The sequence below is a fragment of the Streptomyces sp. NBC_01275 genome, from assembly GCF_026340655.1.
Classification (GTDB): domain Bacteria; phylum Actinomycetota; class Actinomycetes; order Streptomycetales; family Streptomycetaceae; genus Streptomyces.
Genome location: NZ_JAPEOZ010000001.1, coordinates 5792980 through 5811396, shown reverse-complemented (window position 1 = coordinate 5811396; position 18417 = coordinate 5792980). Strand labels below are relative to the sequence as shown.

The following is an 18417-nucleotide window of genomic DNA, read 5'->3' as shown; positions in this document are numbered from 1 at the left end:
GGTGCACGCCCTGTTCAGCGCCCGCAGCCTCCTTTCCCTGCGGAGCCCCCTACCCCTCCGGGGCCTCCGGAGGAACCGCCTCGAACAGACGTGCCGCCTCCGGATAGCGGGTCACGACGTGGACCGACCAGTCGGGGTCCGCGGTGAGGGCGTCCTCGATGGCCCAGCGCAGCCACTCCACGCTGGTCCGGCGGTCCAGGCCGCCCCGGCCCGCGCCCAGCAGGGGGAAGCAGATCGAGCGCAGGCCGGGCAGGCCGTCGGCGCGGTCCTGGCGGGCTCGGGCGAAGCAGCCCGTGACGGCGGTGGCGATGTGCTGGGGGTCGACGCGGTAGGCGAGGCCGTCGGGCACGGCCAGGGCCGCGTGATAGACGCGCCGCACCCCGCGCGCGGCGAGGGCGCCGGGGCCGGTGGGCACGATCGTGCCCGGTCGCAGGGGCAGCACACCGGGGCGGGCCCGCACCCAGGCGGCGAGCTCGTCCGCGAGGACGTCGGCGACCGGCCCCTCGGAGGCGCAGCCCACGACGGCCGAGCGGCGCAGCGCCCCGGAGACGGTGGGCCGGAACGACTTGGACATCTCCAGATGGACGTTCTCGGAGGAGACGAGGACGTCGATGTCCCGCAGCAGTTCGATGGGCGAGATGTGCACGGTGACCGGCCGGTTCCCGGCCCGTCCGGGCAGTCCGGTGCGCGGTACGACGGCGGGTCGCGCCCCGGGCGTCTGCTGCGGCCGCGCCCCGGTCGCCGTCGGCCGCGGTGCACGTGCGCCGCGCGGCTCGCGGGCCTCGGCGAGCACGGCCCCCGCGAGCTGCTCGACGACCTGGCGTTCCTGACTGTGCCGGAACCGTTCGCTGGTCACCCCGTAGACCAGGGCGGCCGCCCGGCGCCGGTCCGCGGCCGGGTCGCCCCGGCGGCCGGGCAGCAGTCCGAAGGTGCACTGGGCCGCGCGGCCTATCAGGTCGTCGGCGCCGAGCCGTTCGGCGGCCGCGCGTATCAGCCGTTCCGCCCCGTCGGCCAGGTCGTCCTCGCCGTCGGCGTATCCGGCGTGCAGCGTGACCGCGCGCAGCGCCTCGGGCACCAGCGCCTGGAGCGCGGGCAGGCCTCCGCGGCGCAGGTGCCGCAGCTCCCGTACGAGGTCGGCACGGTCGGGCAGACCATCAGGGTTCATGCCGTTCATGCCGGTCAACATAGCCGCGCCTGCACCACGCTTGCCGGGCCTTCGACAAGCACGGGGCGGACGGCGGCGGGGTTCCGGTACGCTCCGCGAATTTCTCCGTTTCCCGGTGCGCGATGCGCGGATCCCGCTACTCTTCCGGCTCGGGCCTCTTCCTGTGCCGAACCACGCCCTCGGGGCGACTGTTCCCCTGCCCCCGAATTCACCGCAGGGCGCTTTCCTTTTCTCTTACCTCTGCCCTCCCTTCCGTACGTCCGCTCCGGCGTCGCCGGGTCCTTCCTTTTCGTGCGCAGGTGAATTCCATGGCCTTTCCCACCGGTCCTGTCGATCCCGTTGATCCCGTCGGTCCCGTTGATCCCGTCGGTCCCGTCGGTCCTTGTGGAGACGGCGGCGCGGACGCGGCCCCGCCGACCTTCGTCGAGCCGGAGCATCCCGTCGGCGGCATGGCCGCGCCCGATCCGCGGGGCGCCCCGATCGAGCTGCCGCCCTCGCTGGCGGACCGTTTCCAGACCTCTGAGCGGCTGCCGAGGCGCGAGGACCGGACGGAGCACCGGGTCGCGGAGGAGGGGCGCTCCGCCGAACTGCGGGCGGCCGTGTTCCGGGTACGGGGCCGGGAGCCCCACGCGGCGGAGCCCGAGCGGATCGTGAAGTGGTACCACCCCGACGCGGCCCCCGACCCCGAGGTCACCCGGCGACTGTCCCGGCCCCCGCACGACGGGCTGCCCCGTCGCCCCCTGCACGAGGGGCTTTCGTACGTCCTGGAGGAGGGGCGCGACCGCGGAGCGCCGTTCCAGGTGCTGCCCTCGCACGGCAACACCGATCTCGCCACCCATCTGCGCCACGGCGGCCCCCTGCGCCCCGAAGCCGTCCGGGCACTGGTGGTGCGGGTGCACGGCGCGCTGACCGCGCTGCACGAGGCGGGCGTGGTGCACCGGGACGTGAAGCCGTCCAACCTCGTCCTCACCGAGTACGGGCGGCCCGGAAGCGCCGTACTGATCGACTTCGGCATCTCCCTCACCCTCGCCGTCGGCCTCCCGCGCGAGGCGACCGGCGGCTGGGCCGGCACCCCGGGCTACGCGTCGCCGCAGGCTCAGCTGCGGATGGCGATCGTGCGGCCGTCGGACGACTGGTGGTCGCTCGGGATCGTCGTCGCCGAGGCCGCGCTGGGCCGGCATCCGGTCCCGCACCGCGCGGCGGCCTCGGTCATGGACGCGGTCCAGGACGGCGACATCGACCTCACCGGCATCGCCGACCGGCGTCTGCGCCTGCTGTGCGAAGGGCTGCTGACCCGCCGTCACGAGCACCGCTGGGGGACGAAGGAGGTCGGGCAGTGGCTGGCGAACGGCACCCCCGGAGTCGTACGCGACGGGCCCGGGCCGCGGACCGGTACGACGGGGGCGACCGCGCCGCCGCCCGACGCGCCGCGCTTCGAGCACGCGGGGCGGGTGTTCACGCACCCGTCGGAGCTGGGCGCGGAGTTCGCCGCCGACTGGGCGGCCATGGTCGGCCGGCTGGCCAAGGGCAGGGAACGCGAACGCCTGGGCGAGTGGCTCGGCCACTTCCGTCCCGTGGCGGACGACGACCGCGCCGCCGACCTCGACACGCTGCTGGAGGCGCTGAAGCGCCGGGCGAAGCCGAAGCCGGAGACCCTGGTCGACCTGGTCCGCTGGATGGCCCCGCGCCAGGAGCCGCGCTACCGCGACCTCCCGCTGGGCATGGGCGACCTGCTGCTCTTCGCACGGCGGGCGGCGGCCGGGGACCGGGAGTGCGTATCGGTGCTGACCGAGCTGCGCGACCGTGGGCTGCTGCGCCTGCTGGCCAGGTGGCGCGGGGGCGCGGAGCTGGCCCACGTCGACAATCGCTGGCGGCACTACGACGAGCAGTGGAAGGCGGCCGTCGCCCGGCTGTCGGCGATACCCGAGCTGGCCGAGGACCGGGAGGGCCTGCGCGCGGCGACCGCGGCCGGTCCGACCCTCTCCGCCCAGCTGCTGCAACTGGCCGTCGACCCGGCCGCCGTCGCCGGGCCGCTGCGCACCGAACTGCGGGACGCCGTGCCCGCCCTGCCCGCGCAGGTGCCCTGGTTCCTGCGCCTGGCCGAGGACACCGACGACCCCGTACCGCTGCTGCTCACGCTGCGGCTGCTGCCGCTGGCGCAGGAGCAGGCCCGGCGGATCCGGCTGGACCGGGAGCGGGCCCGGCAGCTCGCGGCCATGGACGTCCGCTCCCGCCACACCCGGCTGGTACGGCGGCGGCTGGAGCTGCCCGTGATGCTGGGGCGGGCGGCCGGCGGCGCGCTGCTGTTGTTCTTCCCGCACGCCTTCGTCGTCGGCGTGGCGGACGTGTACGCGATCGCGCCGCAGGCCACCGTGCTCGTGGCCTGGCTGCTGAGCGTCCCGTCGCTGGCGGCCCTGCTGGCCATCGAGTGCTGGACCGCCTGGTACATCGGCCATCTGTACCACCCGCAGTACTCGGTGATGGGCCAGCTCAGCCGCCGGGCGCTGCCGGTGACGCGCCGGATCACGGTGCGGGGGTGGCGGCAGTGGCTGCGGGCCGCCCTGGCCGCGGCGGTCTTCGTGGGCACGGTGGTGGGCACGTTCGTGCTCGCGGTGTGGATCTGGCCGCTGGCGACCGTGCTGGCGCTGCTGGTCTCGGCGGTCCTGCGGGTGCGGGCCTGGCACCGCTACCGGGCGGAGGCCCGCAGCAACCACCCGCTCGCACCACCGCCCACCGCCCCCGGCGGCGCCCCCCACCCCGGTGTTCCGGGAGCGCGCAGACGCCCCGGGGCCGCTTCCCCCTCCCTGTCCCCATCTGCTTCCCGTTCTGGAGGAGTGGCGTGAGCACTGCGTACGCCGGCACCGATCTGTTCGCCGTGGTCCCGGACGTCTCCGCGTACGGGTCGACGGCGGCCCAGCCCGACGTGGCGAACCTGGCCATGCCGGACACGGGCAGCGTCTCGCACGTGACGGATGCGGCCACGGGGCATGTGACCGACGCGGTCACCAGTCACGCATCGGACGCGGTCGCCCACGCCGGCGACGCCGTCGGGCACGCCGTCGACCACGCGACGGACGTCCTCGCGGACCAGCTGCACGACATGATCGTGCCCGCGCTCATCGGCCTCGCCGACCTCAGCGGGGCGCTGCTCGTCACCCGGCTGGCGGTGCGCGGAACGGTGGCGCTCGCCGCGTTCAACAACAAGGTCGCCGCCGATCAGGAGGCCCTCGCCCGCCGCCAGATGTCGTTGGAGAACGGCAGCGAGTGCTGGCGGCGCGCGGCGGAGGCCGCCGCCGGTCTCAACGCCCGGATCACGGTCCTGGGCCTCGGCCCCGCGGGCGGCCCCGGCGACCCGCCGCTGCCCGCCCCGGTGCAGCCCGTCGGCGTCCCGCTCGACCTGCTGTGGAAGCGGCTGGCCGAGACCGAGCGGGCGCTGCGCAGGGTAGAGGCCCAGCGCGCGTCCCGGACCACCGCGCGGCTGCCGTTCCAGCACACGGAGGACCCGGAGCGCGCCGACTGGTACGACCGGCTGCGCGAGCAGCGCCGCCGGGCGCTGAAGGAGTACGCCGAGGGCGGAGCCGCGCCCGGATCCGCGACCGCCGCAACGCCCGCGGCCGAGACGGGCGCCCCGGACACGCCCCCGGCCGCCGCCCTCACCGAGGAGGACGTCCTGAGCGAGGGCGCCCGGCTGCTGGCCGGTCTGCCGCTGTCGTTCACCTCCGAGAGCCGCGAACTGATCGACGACTGTCTGCTGGAGGCGAGACGGGCGGTGACCCGACGGCCCACGGCGGTACGGCGCTACCTGGACGAGGCAGCGATCATCGCGCAGAACGAGTCGGCGCGGGCCAGGCGGTCCGAGGAGGCCCGCCGGGACGCCGCACTGCGCCTCCAGGCGCTCCAGGCCCCCGCGCCGGAGGGCGTCGACCCGTTGCCGCAGGCGCCCGCCGCCGTCGCCGTGCTGGAGCGCGTCCTGCGGGACGGCGTGCCGGCGTCGGCGGCGGAGGAGCGGCTCGTCCAGCAGGGGCTCGCGGCCCGTTCCGCCGTGCTGCACCGGGCGTATCTGGTGGCGGCGCTGCGGCGGGCGACCGAGCAGTGGGGAGACGGGTCGGTGCACGCCCGGGCCGACGCCGAGCACTGGGACTTCGCGCCGGCCGCCTGGGGCGGCCACTACTGGCTGCGGGTCCGGCTCAACGCCTCCGGCCAGGCCCGTGTCCTCACCATGCGCCGCCCGCTCACCCCGGCGGAGGCCGCCGACCCCGACGTCGCGGGCCACTGGCAGGCCCTGGACGCCGAGCGGTGCGCGGAGAGCTCCCGGTACGTCGACGACCTGGGCCTGCTGAGCGAGGCGGAGGGCGTGCGGGCGGAGTTCGCCTGGACCGAGAACGGGGTCCTCATGGGCGAGCCCGCGCCGGGCCTGACGGACGCCTTCCGTTCCGGCGCGACCGGAGGGAAGACGGCAACGACCGGAAGGGCCGGACAGACCGCCCGGACCCGTCGTCGTAGGGGACAGCAGCCCAAGTACCAGCAGCGAGACGGCCAGTGACGCACCGCCAGCCCTTCTCGCTCGCCCTCCGGAGGACCGACTCTTGACCAGTAACCTCGACTCGCTGCGCGTGACCCGGACCACCCAGCCGCCCTTCGCGGCCGAGCTGGTCCACACCCTCAGCGTCCACTCCCAGTACGTGCTGCACGGCAACATCCGCGACGACTACGTGGTCGCCGACGACCTCACCGACGGCAGCCGCCGCTTCCGGGCCCTGGGCCTGGAGGACCTGCTGTGGGAGCCGTTGCAGCGCGCCGGGTACAACAGCCTGCTGCGCTACGACGCGGTGGCGGGCTTCAGCGTCGTGCACAGCAGCGACGAGGACGGCATGAGCACGCTGCTGCAGCGCCACACCCGGAAGCTGCCGGGCCGTTCCGAGGAGCCGGACACCGAGCAGATGGCCCGGGTCCTGGAGTCGTTCGCCCGCGGCTGGGTCGGCGAGCGGCCCGGCCCGGGGCAGGACAACCCGCGCTACGAGGACTACCAGCAGCCGCTGCCCGCCGCCCTGATCGTCGACTACGCCTCGCGGATCCCCACGCAGGTCAACCAGCTCAGCGACGAGGAGCGGACGTTCTTCCTGCGCTGTCTGAAGATCGCCGAGGAGGCGCGGCCCTTCGTCCGCCCCAAGTCGGGCCGAGCCCTGTTCAACCCGGTCATCTGGCTCGCGGACGGCGAACGGGACCTGCCCGCCTGGCTGGTCACGAGCGGCGTACGGGTGCGCAGCATCGGCGTTCCCACGCCGGACCTCGGCCAGCGCCGCCGGATGGCCAGGCTGCTCGCCGACCAGGCCGGCGTGCCCGGCCCCGCCACCCGGCTGGACGTGGGCCCGCTGGTGAACCGGGACGTCCGGGAGGATCCGACGGGCGAGGAGGTCGAGCGGTTCGCCCGGGCGGCCACCGGGCTCACTCTGCGCGCCATGCGGGAGAGCATGCGGCTGGCCCGCGCTTCGAAGATCACCTTCGACCGGATGGAACAGGCCGTGCGGATCTACGAGTTGGGCGTCAGCCGCAACCCGTGGACGGGCGGCGCGGTGGCCGACAGCATCCGGGACGGCGAGGCCGCCATCAGCGGCCGGGTGCTGGGCCAGGAGAAGGCGGTGACCCAGACCCTGGACGTGCTGAAGCGGGCCGCGCTGGGGCTGTCCGGCGCGCAGGCGTCCGCGGCCTCCGTGCACCGGCCCCGCGGTGTGCTGTTCTTCGCCGGACCGACCGGCACCGGCAAGACGGAGCTGGCGAAGGCGGTGGCCACCACCCTGTTCGGCTCGGAGGACGCCTGTCTGCGCTTCGACATGAGCGAGTTCTCGGCCCCCCACTCGGCAGACCGGCTGGTGGGCGCCCCGCCCGGCTACGTCGGCTACGAGGCGGGCGGCGAGCTGACCCGCGCGGTGCGCGAGGACCCGTTCCGGGTGGTGCTCTTCGACGAGATCGAGAAGGCGGACCGGGGCGTCCTCGACAAGTTCCTCCAGGTCCTGGAGGACGGCCGGCTGACGGACGGCCAGGGCGTGACGACGTACTTCAGCGAGTGCGTCCTCATCTTCACCTCCAACCTGGGCGTCCACGGCCCCTCGGGCCCGGACGGCCGCCCCCTGGCCGCGCCCACCGACGACGGCCGACTGCCCGAGACGCCCGAGGAGCGGGCCGCGTTCGAGCAGGAGATCCTGGGCAACGTACGCCACCACTTCGAGCACACCCTGAAGCGGCCCGAGCTGCTGAACCGGCTCGGCGGCAACGTCGTCGTCTTCCAGTACATCGACGAGACGACCGCCCAGCTCATCTTCCAAGGACAGCTGAACAACATCATCGGCCACATGAAACGCCAGAGCGGTCTACGGCTGCGGGTGCTGCCCGAGGCCGAGAAGGCCCTCGCCGACGCCTGCACCGCGGACCTGCGCAACGGCGGCCGGGGCATCGGCATGAAACTGGAGACCCACCTCATCAACCCGCTGGCCCGCGGGGTGTTCGACCTCGGCGCCCTGGGCGAGGGCACGGTGGTCACCGTCTCGAAGGTCACGATCCACGGGGACGGCGGGGTCGAACTGGCACTCCACGCGTCGGCCGAGGCGACCGACGGGGCGGTGCCCCTGCAGAAGGGGGCTGCCTGGTGAGCACGCCACGCTATGTGGACAAGGGGCTCGCGGACGACGGGGACCTGTTCGAGTTCGACGACATGGAGGAGGCGGCGGGAGAGGGGGAAGAGAGAGAAGAGCGGGAAGAGGGCGAACGGGAGGCAGCGCCGACCCCGGCCCCTCCTGCGCCCCCTCCCCCGTCCCACCCCTGCTGGTCCTGCCGCGAGCCCGTGCCGGCCGGGTCGCCGACCTGCCCCGAGTGCCTGGAGTCGACCCGGCACGTACGGCTGATCAGCCCCGAGGCGTCGATCGACCGCCGGTTCGGCACCGGCCCACCGCTCCAGCTGGGCCGCGATCCGGTGTGGGCGCAGGCCGTGGCGGTCGAGCTCTCCGGCGACAAGGGCAAGGGGGTCTCGCGCCGCCACGCGAACGTCGAGTTGACGCCCGACGGCACGGTGTGGCTGACGGAGCACCCCGGCGGCACGACGAACGGCACGTACGTCAACGGCGTGCAGATCGGGCGGGGCGCCCGGATCGCCCTGCGCGACGGAGACGTCGTAGGGCTCGGCCGGCACTTCGCTTTCACGGTGCTGACGGTCGAGCCCGACGCGTAGGCCGTCCTGCTCAGTCCGGCTCAGTCCTACTCAGTCCTGCCGGGGCATGATCGCGGCGCGCAGCGGGGCCAGCAGCCGGTTCGCCTCGTCCCGGCCCGCGGGCGTGGCGAGGTCGTGGCTGACCGCCGTATCCGCCGTACCGCTCGCGAACGGCTCGTCGCCGCAGCGGTCCCCGAACAGCACCAGCGCCCCACGCGGCCGGTGCCGACGCGACTGCCAGAGCAGCCCCTGCGCGTCCTTCGCCTGCCGCCGCAGCTCCTGCGCCCAGTAGCGGGTCCGCGGGTAGTCGTCGGGTTCGGAGTCGAGCAGCCAGCTGTCCTGGCACACGGCCGCCAGATCCTCCTCGGCCCGCAGCGAGACGAGCGTCAGATCGACCGTGGTGACGATCTTCGCCAGCGTGTACCGGCTCGCCTGCGCCCACGGCACGAGCCTGCTGCCCAGCATCGGGTCGAAGTCCATGGACCTGAGCAGCACCTCGGCCAGGGCCGTGGTGGGTTCGAGGGTGGCGTAGAGGTAGGGGTACGGGTCGTCGGCCGTGCAGTCGAAGCGGCTGCCGCCGAACAGGGTGTGCGCCTCGACCCTCTTGAAGCCGGTCGCCGGGTAGCCGCTGCGGTGACAGCGCCACAGCGCGGTACCGGCCGGGAGGACCGTGGCCCGGGGCGCCATGGCGACCTCCGGGGGGAGCTGCCGCGTCATCGGCCCTCCTCTACGAGAGCCAGGGCGGCGTCCGCCAGCCGGTCGTCCGGGACCTGTCCGAGCAGCGCGGCGGGCCGCCCGCCCAGCCAGGAGTTGCCGCCCAGCCACCAGTCGGCGGCGCCCCAGGGGTCGCGGTCGGCGAGGAGGATGCGATTGACGCGCACGACGATGTCCCTCGGCCGTCCGGTGTCCGGGTCGAACTGGAACTCGGGGCTGCGGGGACCGGCCTGCGGGTCGGCCAGCACGATGACGTCGGCGGGACCCGACCCGGCGGACGGGCTCCCGGCGGGAGCGGCCGCCCGCGAGGGCTCGGCGAGCAGCCTCGCCTTGGCGGCGGCGATGACGGCGGCCACGGGGTCGGAGTCAGGGCCAGGGGCGGGATCAGGGGCGGGATCAGGTGGCGGTGATGCCGACGGCGCCGCGTACAGCGCCTCCAGGGCCGCGACCAGCGCGTCCTGGGACGGCACGGCGGCGGCCACGGCGGCCGAACGGCTGTAGACGTGCAGCGCCTGGGCCAGTTCGGCCTCGTCGGGCACGGGCCACAGCGAGCGGACGACGGCCGTCGCGGCCATCGTGGCCCGCTCGGGGTCGTCGCCGGCCTCGCGCAGCCGCTCCAGCATGGTCAGGAAGGTCCGGTACTGGTCGTCGTCCAGCCACTGCCTGAGTTCCTCGCGGTGACGGACGAGCAGGGTCAGCAGCTCGTTGGTGTCCAAAGTGTCCCCTCCGGGTCGGGCCGGTGCGGGTGCGGGATTTCCTTGGTGGATGAAGGGGGCCCAGGCGGCCACGGGCAGTCGTGCGTCGCTCTTCACCCGAGCGGCCAGCGGCCGGGGAAGGAGCAGACGCCGAGGACGGGCGGCGGGATCGAGCGCCCACAGCTGCGTACGGCGCAGCGCCAGCGCGGGGTCCGCTCCCTCGGTGAGGAAGTGGTGGACGACGTACATCAGTACGGCCGCGCTGGCGTCGTCCAGGCCCCACTTGGAGCCGATCACGTCCGCGGCCCCACGGGCCACGAAGGCGGTGGTGAGGGTGAGCGCCTCGTCGTGGTCACGGGAGCTGAGGTCGGTCTCGCAGGCGCTGAGCACCACCAGCGGCCCGGCCGCGCTCCCGCCGTCCCGGCCGTGCGCCTCGCTCGCGGGCGCCCCGAGCAGCCGCCGTACGGTGAGCACGCCCGCATCGTCCCCGTCCCTCGCCTTCTCGTCGTTCCGCGCGTGCAGCAGGAGCCCGGAGACGGTGGGCCGGCCCCCGGCGAACCCGTGCACGCTGAGCTGCACGAGCGAGGCGGGCCGGTCGGCGGTACCCCCGGGCAGCAGCGGCAGCAGTTCGTCGGGGGCGCCGTCGACGTCCCACATGTTGCGCACGAAGTAGCCGTAGCAGCGCGCGTCCGGGTAGAAGGACGCCCGCAGTCCGTCGATCTCGTGCTCCGCGTAGGGCAGGGTGGCGCGGGGGTCCGCGACGAGGACGGGATCGGCGGCCAGCGGCAGCCGGGCGCGTGCGGAGGATCGTAGGAACTCGGCCCCCGAGGCCGCGTAGCTGACGACGGCGAGGTCGACGGCGTACACGGCCCGGTCCGCCGTGGATCCCGGCTCTTTCGCCCGTCCGCCGAGCCGGGCCGCGTGCCAGGGCACGGATCCGAGGTTCCCGGCGGGCAGCAGCACCAGCCGCACCGGATCCTCACGCCGCGCGGGCCGCCCGGGCCGTACGGCGTCGAGGACCGGCCCCATCACGGCCGGTCCAGCCCAGTCGCACAGCGCCTCCAGGGCCGTCTCCCAGACCGCGACCGCCTCGGCGCGCCCGGGCGCCGCGAGGGAGACGCCGGGCGCGGTGAGCAGGGAACGGTCACGGGCCGCGTCCAGGTACCGCTCCAGCGGGCCGCGTTCCGCCGCGGCCAGCCCGGCCAGCGCCAGCGGAAGAGGCGCCATGCCGGGCCGTACGACCAGCGCCCAGCCCGGCCCGTCGCCGTCGCCCACGAGGAGGTGGACGACCGCGTCCACGCCGACGCGCTGGGCCGTGTCGGCGACCTGCTGCCAGTCCGGCCCGTGCGGCACGTTGGATCCGTTCGGGGCTCCGGCCGACGCCGTCCGCAGGCGCAGGGCGCTCAGGGCGCGGCGGCGCAGGGTGCTGGGGATGAGGGTGTCCGGGGTCTGTCCGGGACGGGAGTCTCGGCGGGACTCGGCGGCGTCGCCCGCGCGCGCCGCCTCCCGCCACTGCGCGGCGAGTCCGTGCTCGCCGTGCTCGTCGAGCTGCTCCGGCACGCTCGCGGAGGCCGCGACGGCCCGGAGCACCAGCGCGCGGCCGGCCTCCAGGACCCGCAGCGCGGTGGCCGCGTCGCCCGCCTCCGCCGCCCAAGCGGCCGCCGTGACGCCCCGGTCGGCGGCGACCCGGGCGGCCGCGAGCCCGTGCTCGGCGCCGATCTGCAGCAGCACGTCCTCGGCGACCCTCTCCAGCAGCAGTTCGGTCGCCTCCAGCGCTCGCTCGGTGTCGCCGGGGGCCCCTCGACGCCGGTGGAGGACGGCCAGCTCCCGGTACACCTCCTGGGCGGTGGCGCAGCCGGTGCGGTCGGTGATCGCGGCCCGGGCGGTCTCCAGCTCGCGCAGCGCCGCGTCGAGCGCGGCCGGATCGCCGTGGCGCTCGTGCTCGACGTTGAGCGCGAGGGCCATGCCGAGCCGGGTCCGGATGTCCTGGTCGGCGAAGACCACCGTGCCGCCGAGGGAGGCGCGGACCCGTTCGACCTCCGCGAGGACGGTCCGGGAGGACGGGTCCACATACTGCTCCAGCGCGCTGATCATGGTCCCGGCCGACGCCATGACCCCGCGCAGGGCGACCGGCGTCCCGGGGTGCTCCTGCGCCTCCCGCAGATACATCAGCGCCCGCCGCAGCGGCGGCCCCACCGTCCCGCCCGCCCGTCCGATGGCCATGGCCCGGCGCAGTTGCAGCGCGCCGAGGTTGAACAGGACGAGCGTCGCCGAGCTGTCGTCGTCGGTCAGCTCCCGGCGCATGTCCAGCAGGACCTCGGCGATGTCGTCGAGCGTGTCGAGGTCGTCGTCGTCCACCTCGCTGATCCGCTGATGCAGCAGCAGGGCCCGGCCGGAATCGGCCAGTTCCCTGCCCATCGGCCCGGGCGGCATGTCCCGTACGACGTCCCCGCGGCCGAAGTTCTCGGTGAGCAGCCGGTACATGGCCGCTGTGTCCTCGCGGTTGCCGCCGACCAGGGCGGAGCCCGACAGCAGACCGGCGAGCAGGACCGGCGACACCCCGGCGGGGACGTTCCCGTCGCGGAACGCCTCCAGCAGCGGCTCCCCCGCCTCGACCAGACGCTCCGCGTCGCCGTCGCGCAGGGCGATGCCCATACGGATCAGACCGGCGGTGATCTGCTCCTGCCAGGTGTCCTGCGGCAGGCCCGCGGCCGCCTGCTCGAACTCCTCTCGTCGCAGGATTCCGGGCGCCATCAGCTCCATGACGGGCAGCAACTCGTCCGCGTAGTGCGCCACCAGGTCCGCGATGTCGGGGGCGGAAGTGGGGGCGGAAGTGGGGGCGGAAGTCGCGGTCGAGGCGTCGTCGGGCATCGCCTTGAGGAGTTCCATGGCCGCGCCCATGGCCGACGCGAGGTGGGGCGGCATCGCCCCGAACGTCTCCATCTGGGCGCCCAGTTCGAGCAGCGAGGCCCGGTCGCCGGTCGCGCCGCCGAGCAGTCGCATGGTCTTGATCCAGCGCTCCAGCTCGGGGCGGTCCGCGGGATCGGCCGTCTCGGCGAGTTCCTCCAGAAGCGTCCCGACCTCGGCGAGGTCGTCCCGCAGGGACCCGTCGGGCGTCAGATAGGCGGCCCCGATCTTCATCATCTCGGTGTAGCCCTGCCGGCCCTGCCCTTGCCCCTGCAAGGAGGGGAGGTCCGGCATCAACAGCCGGATCATCAGCCGGAGTACGGCCTCACGGGACCGTATCTCCCGCTCCGTGACGGGTACGGCCGCCCGGGCCTCCCGGAGCAGCGCGATCGCCTCGGCCCGCTCCTCGACGGGTTCCGCGGCCCCGCCCGCCAGATACCGCAGCCCCAGCAGGCTCCCCCGCGCCATCCGTAAGGCCCCGCGTTCCCGTTCCCCCACCGTCGGCTCGGCCTCCGCCAGCTCCCGCAGCATGCGGTCGGTCGCGACGGCGTCGGGGCGGGTGGGAGAGACGGGGGCCGCGGACTCCGTGCCGGATCCCCGGGCGGAGGCGGACGCGGCGGCCCACTCCCGGCTGAGCACGACGGCCCGCGCGAACAGACCCTGGTCCTCCCCTTGGCCTTCCCCTGCTCCCCCTGGTGTCTCTTCCGTCCCGCCCGTTTCCCCGGCACTCCCCTGCGTCCCGCTCACCGTCACGCGCGCCTCCCCGGATCCCGTTCGCCCCACATACTGGCGTCGGCCGGAGGGCCGCGAGGTGCTTTCGGCCGTATTTCAGCCGTCCCAGCCGGTAAACAACCGGACTGTGGGGCAGCGAGGCGACATGGACAGGGCCCACCATCGACGAGGGGGCGCCCGCGGCCGCCGGGGCTACGGATCGGGGGAGGCCCAGGGCCCGCGGCCGCCCCCGCCCAACGGGCGGTGTGGTGGGCGTCGGCTCGGTGCGGGGGCGGTGTGCCGGGGGGCGCTGTAGGGGGGCGGTGCTCTTCCGGGAGGCGGTGCTGTTCCAGGGGCGCTGTTCCTGCCGGGGGCGCTGTTCCTGCCGGGGGCGCTGTTCCTGCCGGGGGCGCTGTTCCTGCCGGGGGGCTAGAGCCCGACGCCCACCATCACGGGCTCGTTGACCAGCGTGATCCCGAACGCCTCGCGCACCCCGGCCACGACCTCGCGGGCCAGCGCCAGCAGGTCCTCCGTGGTGGCCGCCCCGCGGTTGGTGAGCGCGAGGGTGTGCTTGGTGGAGATACGGGCGGGCCCGCTGCCGTAGCCCTTGGTGAAGCCGGCCTTGTCGATCAGCCAGGCCGCGGAGGTCTTGGCGTGCCCCTCGCCGGCCGGATAGGCGGGCGGCTGCACGTCGTCGCCGAGCCGCTCCTGCACGCGCGCGTGGAACACCGCGAAGTCGGCGTCGGTGAGGATCGGGTTGGTGAAGAACGACCCGGCCGACCAGGTGTCGTGGTCCTCGGCGTCCAGGACCATGCCCTTCCCCGCGCGCAGCTTCAGCACGGTCTCGCGGGCGTCGGCCAGCGGGACGCGGTCGCCGGGCTCAACGCCCAGCGCCCGGGCCGTCTCGGCGTACTTGATCGGCGCCGACAGTCCGTCCGCGTCCGCCAGCTCGAAGCGGACGCGCAGGACGACGTACCTCTCGGGGTCGGCCTTGAAGCGGCTGTGCCGGTAGGAGAAGGCGCACTGCTCGTTGTCGAGGGTGACCGTCTCGCCGGCTCGGCGGTCGTAGGCGACGACCTCGGTGATCGTGGCGGAGACCTCCTGGCCGTACGCCCCCACGTTCTGGATCGGGGTGGCGCCGGCCGAGCCGGGGATGCCGGCCAGGCACTCGACGCCGGCGAGTCCGGCCTCCACGGTGCGGGCGACGGCGTCGGTCCACACCTCGCCGGCGGCCAGCTCCAGCCGGGTGCCGTCGAGCTCGAAGCCCCGGGTGGCGATGCGCAGGGCGGTGCCCTCGAAGCCCTTGTCGCCGATGACCAGGTTCGAGCCGCCGCCGACGAGCAGCAGCGCAGTGCCGTCGGCGTCGGCGGCGCGGACGGCGGCGACCACCTCGGCGTCGGTCGTCGCGGTCACCAGCCGGGTGGCGGGACCGCCCAACCGGAAGGTGGTCAGCGGCGCGAGCGGGGCATCGTGAAGTTCCAGCACACGCCCAAGCCTACGAGACCCCACCGACACCCGGTCCCGCCCACTTGCGCCACCCCGCTCTTCACGCCTCCACACGCGCGTACGGCCCCGTCGCCATCGACGGGGCCGTACGCGCGCGTGCCGTTCAACGAACCGAGGTCAACGAACCGAAGCCGGCGAACCGAAGCCAGCGAACCGAAGCCGGCGAACAAAGGTCAGCGAACAGAGGTCAGCCGACCGAAGTCACCGCCCGGCGGTCTCCAGGGCGGGCGTCGCCTCGGACACCGCCCCGGTCCCCGAAGGGGCACCCGTCTCGGCCGTCTCCGTCTCGGCTGCCGTCCCGCCCTGCCCCGCCCGTCGCCGCCCCGGAATCAGCAGGGCCGCGACCCCGGCGAGGGCGACGACCGCCGAGCCGGTGACGAGCGCGGGCCGCAGGCCGTCGACGAAGGACTGGCCGGACTCGTAGCCGCCCTGCGCCGAGAAGATCGACGCCATGACGGCGATGCCGAGGGCGCCGCCGACCTCCCGCAGCGCGTTGTTGGCGCCGGAGGCGATGCCCTGCTCCTGGGGCCGGACGCTGGACATCACCAGGTTGGAGGCGGGGGCGAAGAACAGCGCCATGCCGATGCCGCTGACGATCAGTCCGGGCAGCTGGACCGGGTAGGAGGCGTCGACGGTGACCACGGCGGCCATCCAGCCGAGGCCGACGGCCTGGAAGAAGAGCCCGGCGGCGACGACCGGCCGGCCGCCGATCCGGTCGGAGAGGATGCCGGCGATCGGCGCGACGAGCATCGGCATGCCGGTCCACGGCAGCATCCTGAGGCCCGCCTCGGTGGGCGAGTAGCCGAGGACGCCCTGCATGTACTGGCTGAGCAGGAAGATCGACCCGAACATCCCGAGGAACATCAGCAGGCTCGCGGCGTTGATCCCGGCGAAGGCCCTGGAGCGGAACAGCCGCATCGGCAGCATGGGGTTCTTGGCACGCAGTCCGTGCAGCACGAACGCGACGAGCAGCACCCCGCCCGCCACCAGCCCGGTCAGCACCAGCGGGCTGGTCCAGCCGTCGGCCGGTCCGCGCACCAGGCCGTAGACGATCCCGAAGAGTCCGCCGCTGGCGAGCAGGGTGCCGGGGAAGTCGAGCGGGGCGCCGGTGCCGTGGGACTCGGCGAGGCGCAGGCGGGCCAGCGGCAGCAGGGCGAGGCCCAGCGGAACGTTCAGCCAGAAGATCCAGTGCCAGGACACGTGCTCGGTGAGGCTGCCGCCGATCAGCGGCCCGGAGGCGACGGCGAGGCCGTTGACGGCGCCCCAGATGCCGTACGCCATCCCACGCTTGGCGACGGGCACGGCGGCCGTGAGCAGGGTGAGCGTGAGCGGCATCATGATCGCCGCGCCGACGCCCTGCACCGCACGCGCGGCGATGAGGGAGCCGATGCCCGGCGCCATCGCCGCGGCCGCGGAGGCGGCGGTGAAGACGGTGAGCCCGGCGAGGAACATCCGCCGCCGGCCGAACCGGTCGCCGAGCGCCGCGCCGAACATCAGCAGCACGGCGAAGGTGAGCGTGTACGCGCTCACGGTCCATTCGAGGTCGCCCAGCGCTCCGCCGAGGTCCTTGCGGATGGACGGCAGCGCGGTGGTGACGACGAGGTTGTCGAGAGCCGCCATGAACCCGGCGACGCTGGTGATGACGAGCGCCCAGACCATGCTCCCGCGTCCCGGGGCCTGCCCAACGGCTGTCTGCCCTGCCGCCGTGTCTTCCACTGCCTTTGACATCGCTCCCCCAGAGGATGATCGATCTTTGGTTAGTTATTGATGACTAACTTTCCTGCCCAGGAAAAAGCGCCCACGCCCTTCCCCGAACCCACGGAACCTACTTCTCCAGCCGGCCCTCGACCCGCGCCGACGGATACAGCCCTTCCCACACCCGATGCCCGGCCGGAAACCCCATGGCCACCAGGCAGTTGATGAGCATGCCGTACGCCATGAAAGTCGTCGTGTCGTTCAGGTCGGCGCCGAGCGGCAGATGGACGGCGTCCCACAGCCGCATCCACCCGGCGCGCACGGCCTCGCCGAACTCGTGGTCGCCCTCCGCCTCGGCGGCGGCCACCGCGACGTACATCTGCATCTGCATCAGCAGCCGCTCGGGCTGCTCCGCGATGACCCTGGTGTACGCGTTGCCCATGGCATGCAGGGCCTCTTCGCCCTCCATCCCCTCGGCGGCCTTCTCCAAGGTGTGCACGGTGTCCTCCAGGCACCTCTCGGACGCCGCCAGGAAGATCGCCTTCTTGCCCGCGAAGAGCCGGAAGAGATACGGCTGCGACACACCCACCCGCTTGGCGATCGCCTCGGTGGACGTGCCGTGATAGCCGCCCCGGGCGAACTCGCTCATCGCCGCGCGGACGACGCTCTCGCGCCTCTCTTCTGCGCTCATCCTGACCATGCGGCAAAGTTAGTGCCCAATCACTAACTACGTCAAGGGGGTGTCGTGGGCGAGACGCAAGGAGAGGCGGATCACAGGCGCGGCCGGTAAGGAGCGCCCGTCCAGGTGACTGCCTGTTACGAGTAAGGGGCGCTTCCCCTGGAGGAACGCCCCTTACATCACGCGACACGCGAGCTCTCAGCCCAGCCGTACGACCGCCCGGGACATCCCGAGCACCTTCTGTCCACCGCTGGTCACCGTCAGGTCGACCCGGACGGTGTGGTCGTCGAGCTTGGCGGCCACCTTGCCGGTGACCTCGATCACGGCGCCCTGGTCGTCGTTCGGCACGACGACCGGCCGGGTGAAGCGGACGCCGTAGTCGACGACCGCGCCCGGGTCGCCGGTCCAGTCGGTGACGACGCGGATCGCCTCGGCCATGGTGAACATGCCGTGCGCGATGACGTCCGGCAGGCCCACCTCCTTGGCGAACTTCTCGTTCCAGTGGATGGGGTTGAAGTCCCCGGAGGCGCCCGCGTAGCGGACCAGCGTGGCGCGGTCCACGGGGAAGGAGCGGGCCGGCAACTCGGTGCCGACCTCGACGTCGTCGTAAGCGATCTTCGCCGTCATCGGTTCCTCACGCCTCCCCTTCTTTGGAGCCCGTGGAGCCCGTGGAGCCCGCAGGGACCGTGGAGCCCGTGGGCTCCGCCGCGCGGGCGACGAGCTTGGTCCAGGCGGTCACGACGTGCTCGCCGGCCTCGTCGTGGACCTCGCCGCGGATGTCCAGGATGTCGTTGCCGGCCATGGACTTGACGGCCTCGATGGTCGAGGTGACCGTGAGCCGGTCACCGGCGCGCACCGGGCGCTTGTAGGCGAACTTCTGGTCGCCGTGCACCACGCGGCCGTAGTCCAGGCCCAGCTGGGGGTCCTGGACGACCTGCCCGGCCGCCTTGAAGGTGATCGAGAACACGAAGGTCGGCGGGGCGATCACATCGGCGTACCCGAGCGCCTTGGCGGCCTCCGGGTCGGTGTACACCGGGTTGGTGTCCCCCACGGCCTCCGCGAACTCACGGATCTTCTCCCGGCCGACCTCATAGGGATCGGTGGGCGGGTAGATCCGCCCTACGAAGGACTGGTCGAGCGCCAT

At 73.9% G+C, this 18417-nt stretch carries 12 protein-coding genes; 4 read left to right on the top strand and 8 right to left on the bottom strand.

All coding sequences use genetic code 11. The features are described from left to right. Positions 1–49: 49 nt before the first annotated feature. Positions 50–1174 (bottom strand): macro domain-containing protein, encoded by a 1125-nt coding sequence (locus OG562_RS25685; protein WP_266401653.1) that lies wholly within the window; start codon positions 1172–1174, stop codon positions 50–52. A 440-nt stretch (positions 1175–1614) separates the two neighbouring features. Here OG562_RS25685 and OG562_RS25680 point away from each other — a divergent pair, with 440 nt between their 5' ends. From OG562_RS25680 to OG562_RS25665, 4 genes are read left to right on the top strand one after another with little or no spacing between them, the layout of a single operon-like run. Next, complete coding sequence (locus tag OG562_RS25680; RefSeq protein WP_266401652.1) at positions 1615–4008, top strand: protein kinase; 2394 nt, start codon at positions 1615–1617, stop codon at positions 4006–4008. Then, positions 4005–5708, top strand: coding sequence for a hypothetical protein (locus OG562_RS25675; protein ID WP_266401650.1), 1704 nt, complete (start codon positions 4005–4007; stop codon positions 5706–5708). Before OG562_RS25680 ends, OG562_RS25675 begins: the two co-directional genes overlap by 4 nt. Before the next feature lie 43 nt (positions 5709–5751). After that, a complete protein-coding gene (locus OG562_RS46050) occupies positions 5752–7812 on the top strand; it encodes an AAA family ATPase (protein ID WP_323187557.1) in 2061 nt (686 codons plus the stop codon). Continuing rightward, positions 7809–8387, top strand: coding sequence for an FHA domain-containing protein (locus tag OG562_RS25665; RefSeq protein WP_266401647.1), 579 nt, complete (start codon positions 7809–7811; stop codon positions 8385–8387). The genes OG562_RS46050 and OG562_RS25665 overlap by 4 nt, the downstream gene beginning before the upstream one ends. 30 nt (positions 8388–8417) lie before the next feature. On the opposite strand, the gene OG562_RS25660 is transcribed toward OG562_RS25665, so the two are convergent. The 7 genes from OG562_RS25660 to OG562_RS25630 all read right to left on the bottom strand — a co-directional run bounded on the left by OG562_RS25660 (position 8418) and on the right by OG562_RS25630 (position 18417). After that, positions 8418–9083: an RES family NAD+ phosphorylase gene (locus tag OG562_RS25660; protein WP_266401645.1), complete on the bottom strand. Its 666-nt coding sequence runs from the start codon at positions 9081–9083 to the stop codon at positions 8418–8420. Continuing rightward, complete coding sequence (locus OG562_RS25655; RefSeq protein ID WP_266401643.1) at positions 9080–13429, bottom strand: CHAT domain-containing protein; 4350 nt, start codon at positions 13427–13429, stop codon at positions 9080–9082. Before OG562_RS25655 ends, OG562_RS25660 begins: the two co-directional genes overlap by 4 nt. Positions 13430–13822: 393 nt before the next feature. After that, a complete protein-coding gene (locus tag OG562_RS25650; protein WP_266401642.1) occupies positions 13823–14878 on the bottom strand; it encodes a UDP-N-acetylmuramate dehydrogenase in 1056 nt (351 codons plus the stop codon). A 222-nt stretch (positions 14879–15100) separates the two neighbouring features. After that, positions 15101–16558: a DHA2 family efflux MFS transporter permease subunit gene (locus OG562_RS25645; RefSeq protein ID WP_266401639.1), complete on the bottom strand. Its 1458-nt coding sequence runs from the start codon at positions 16556–16558 to the stop codon at positions 15101–15103. A 166-nt stretch (positions 16559–16724) separates the two neighbouring features. Beyond that, positions 16725–17294, bottom strand: coding sequence for a TetR/AcrR family transcriptional regulator (locus tag OG562_RS25640; protein WP_266401638.1), 570 nt, complete (start codon positions 17292–17294; stop codon positions 16725–16727). A 177-nt stretch (positions 17295–17471) separates the two neighbouring features. Further along, positions 17472–17900, bottom strand: coding sequence for a MaoC family dehydratase (locus tag OG562_RS25635; protein WP_266401637.1), 429 nt, complete (start codon positions 17898–17900; stop codon positions 17472–17474). Between the two features lie 7 nt (positions 17901–17907). Next, positions 17908–18417 carry a MaoC family dehydratase N-terminal domain-containing protein gene (locus OG562_RS25630; protein WP_266401635.1) on the bottom strand — a complete coding sequence of 170 codons (510 nt, stop codon included), beginning with the start codon at positions 18415–18417 and terminating at the stop codon, positions 17908–17910.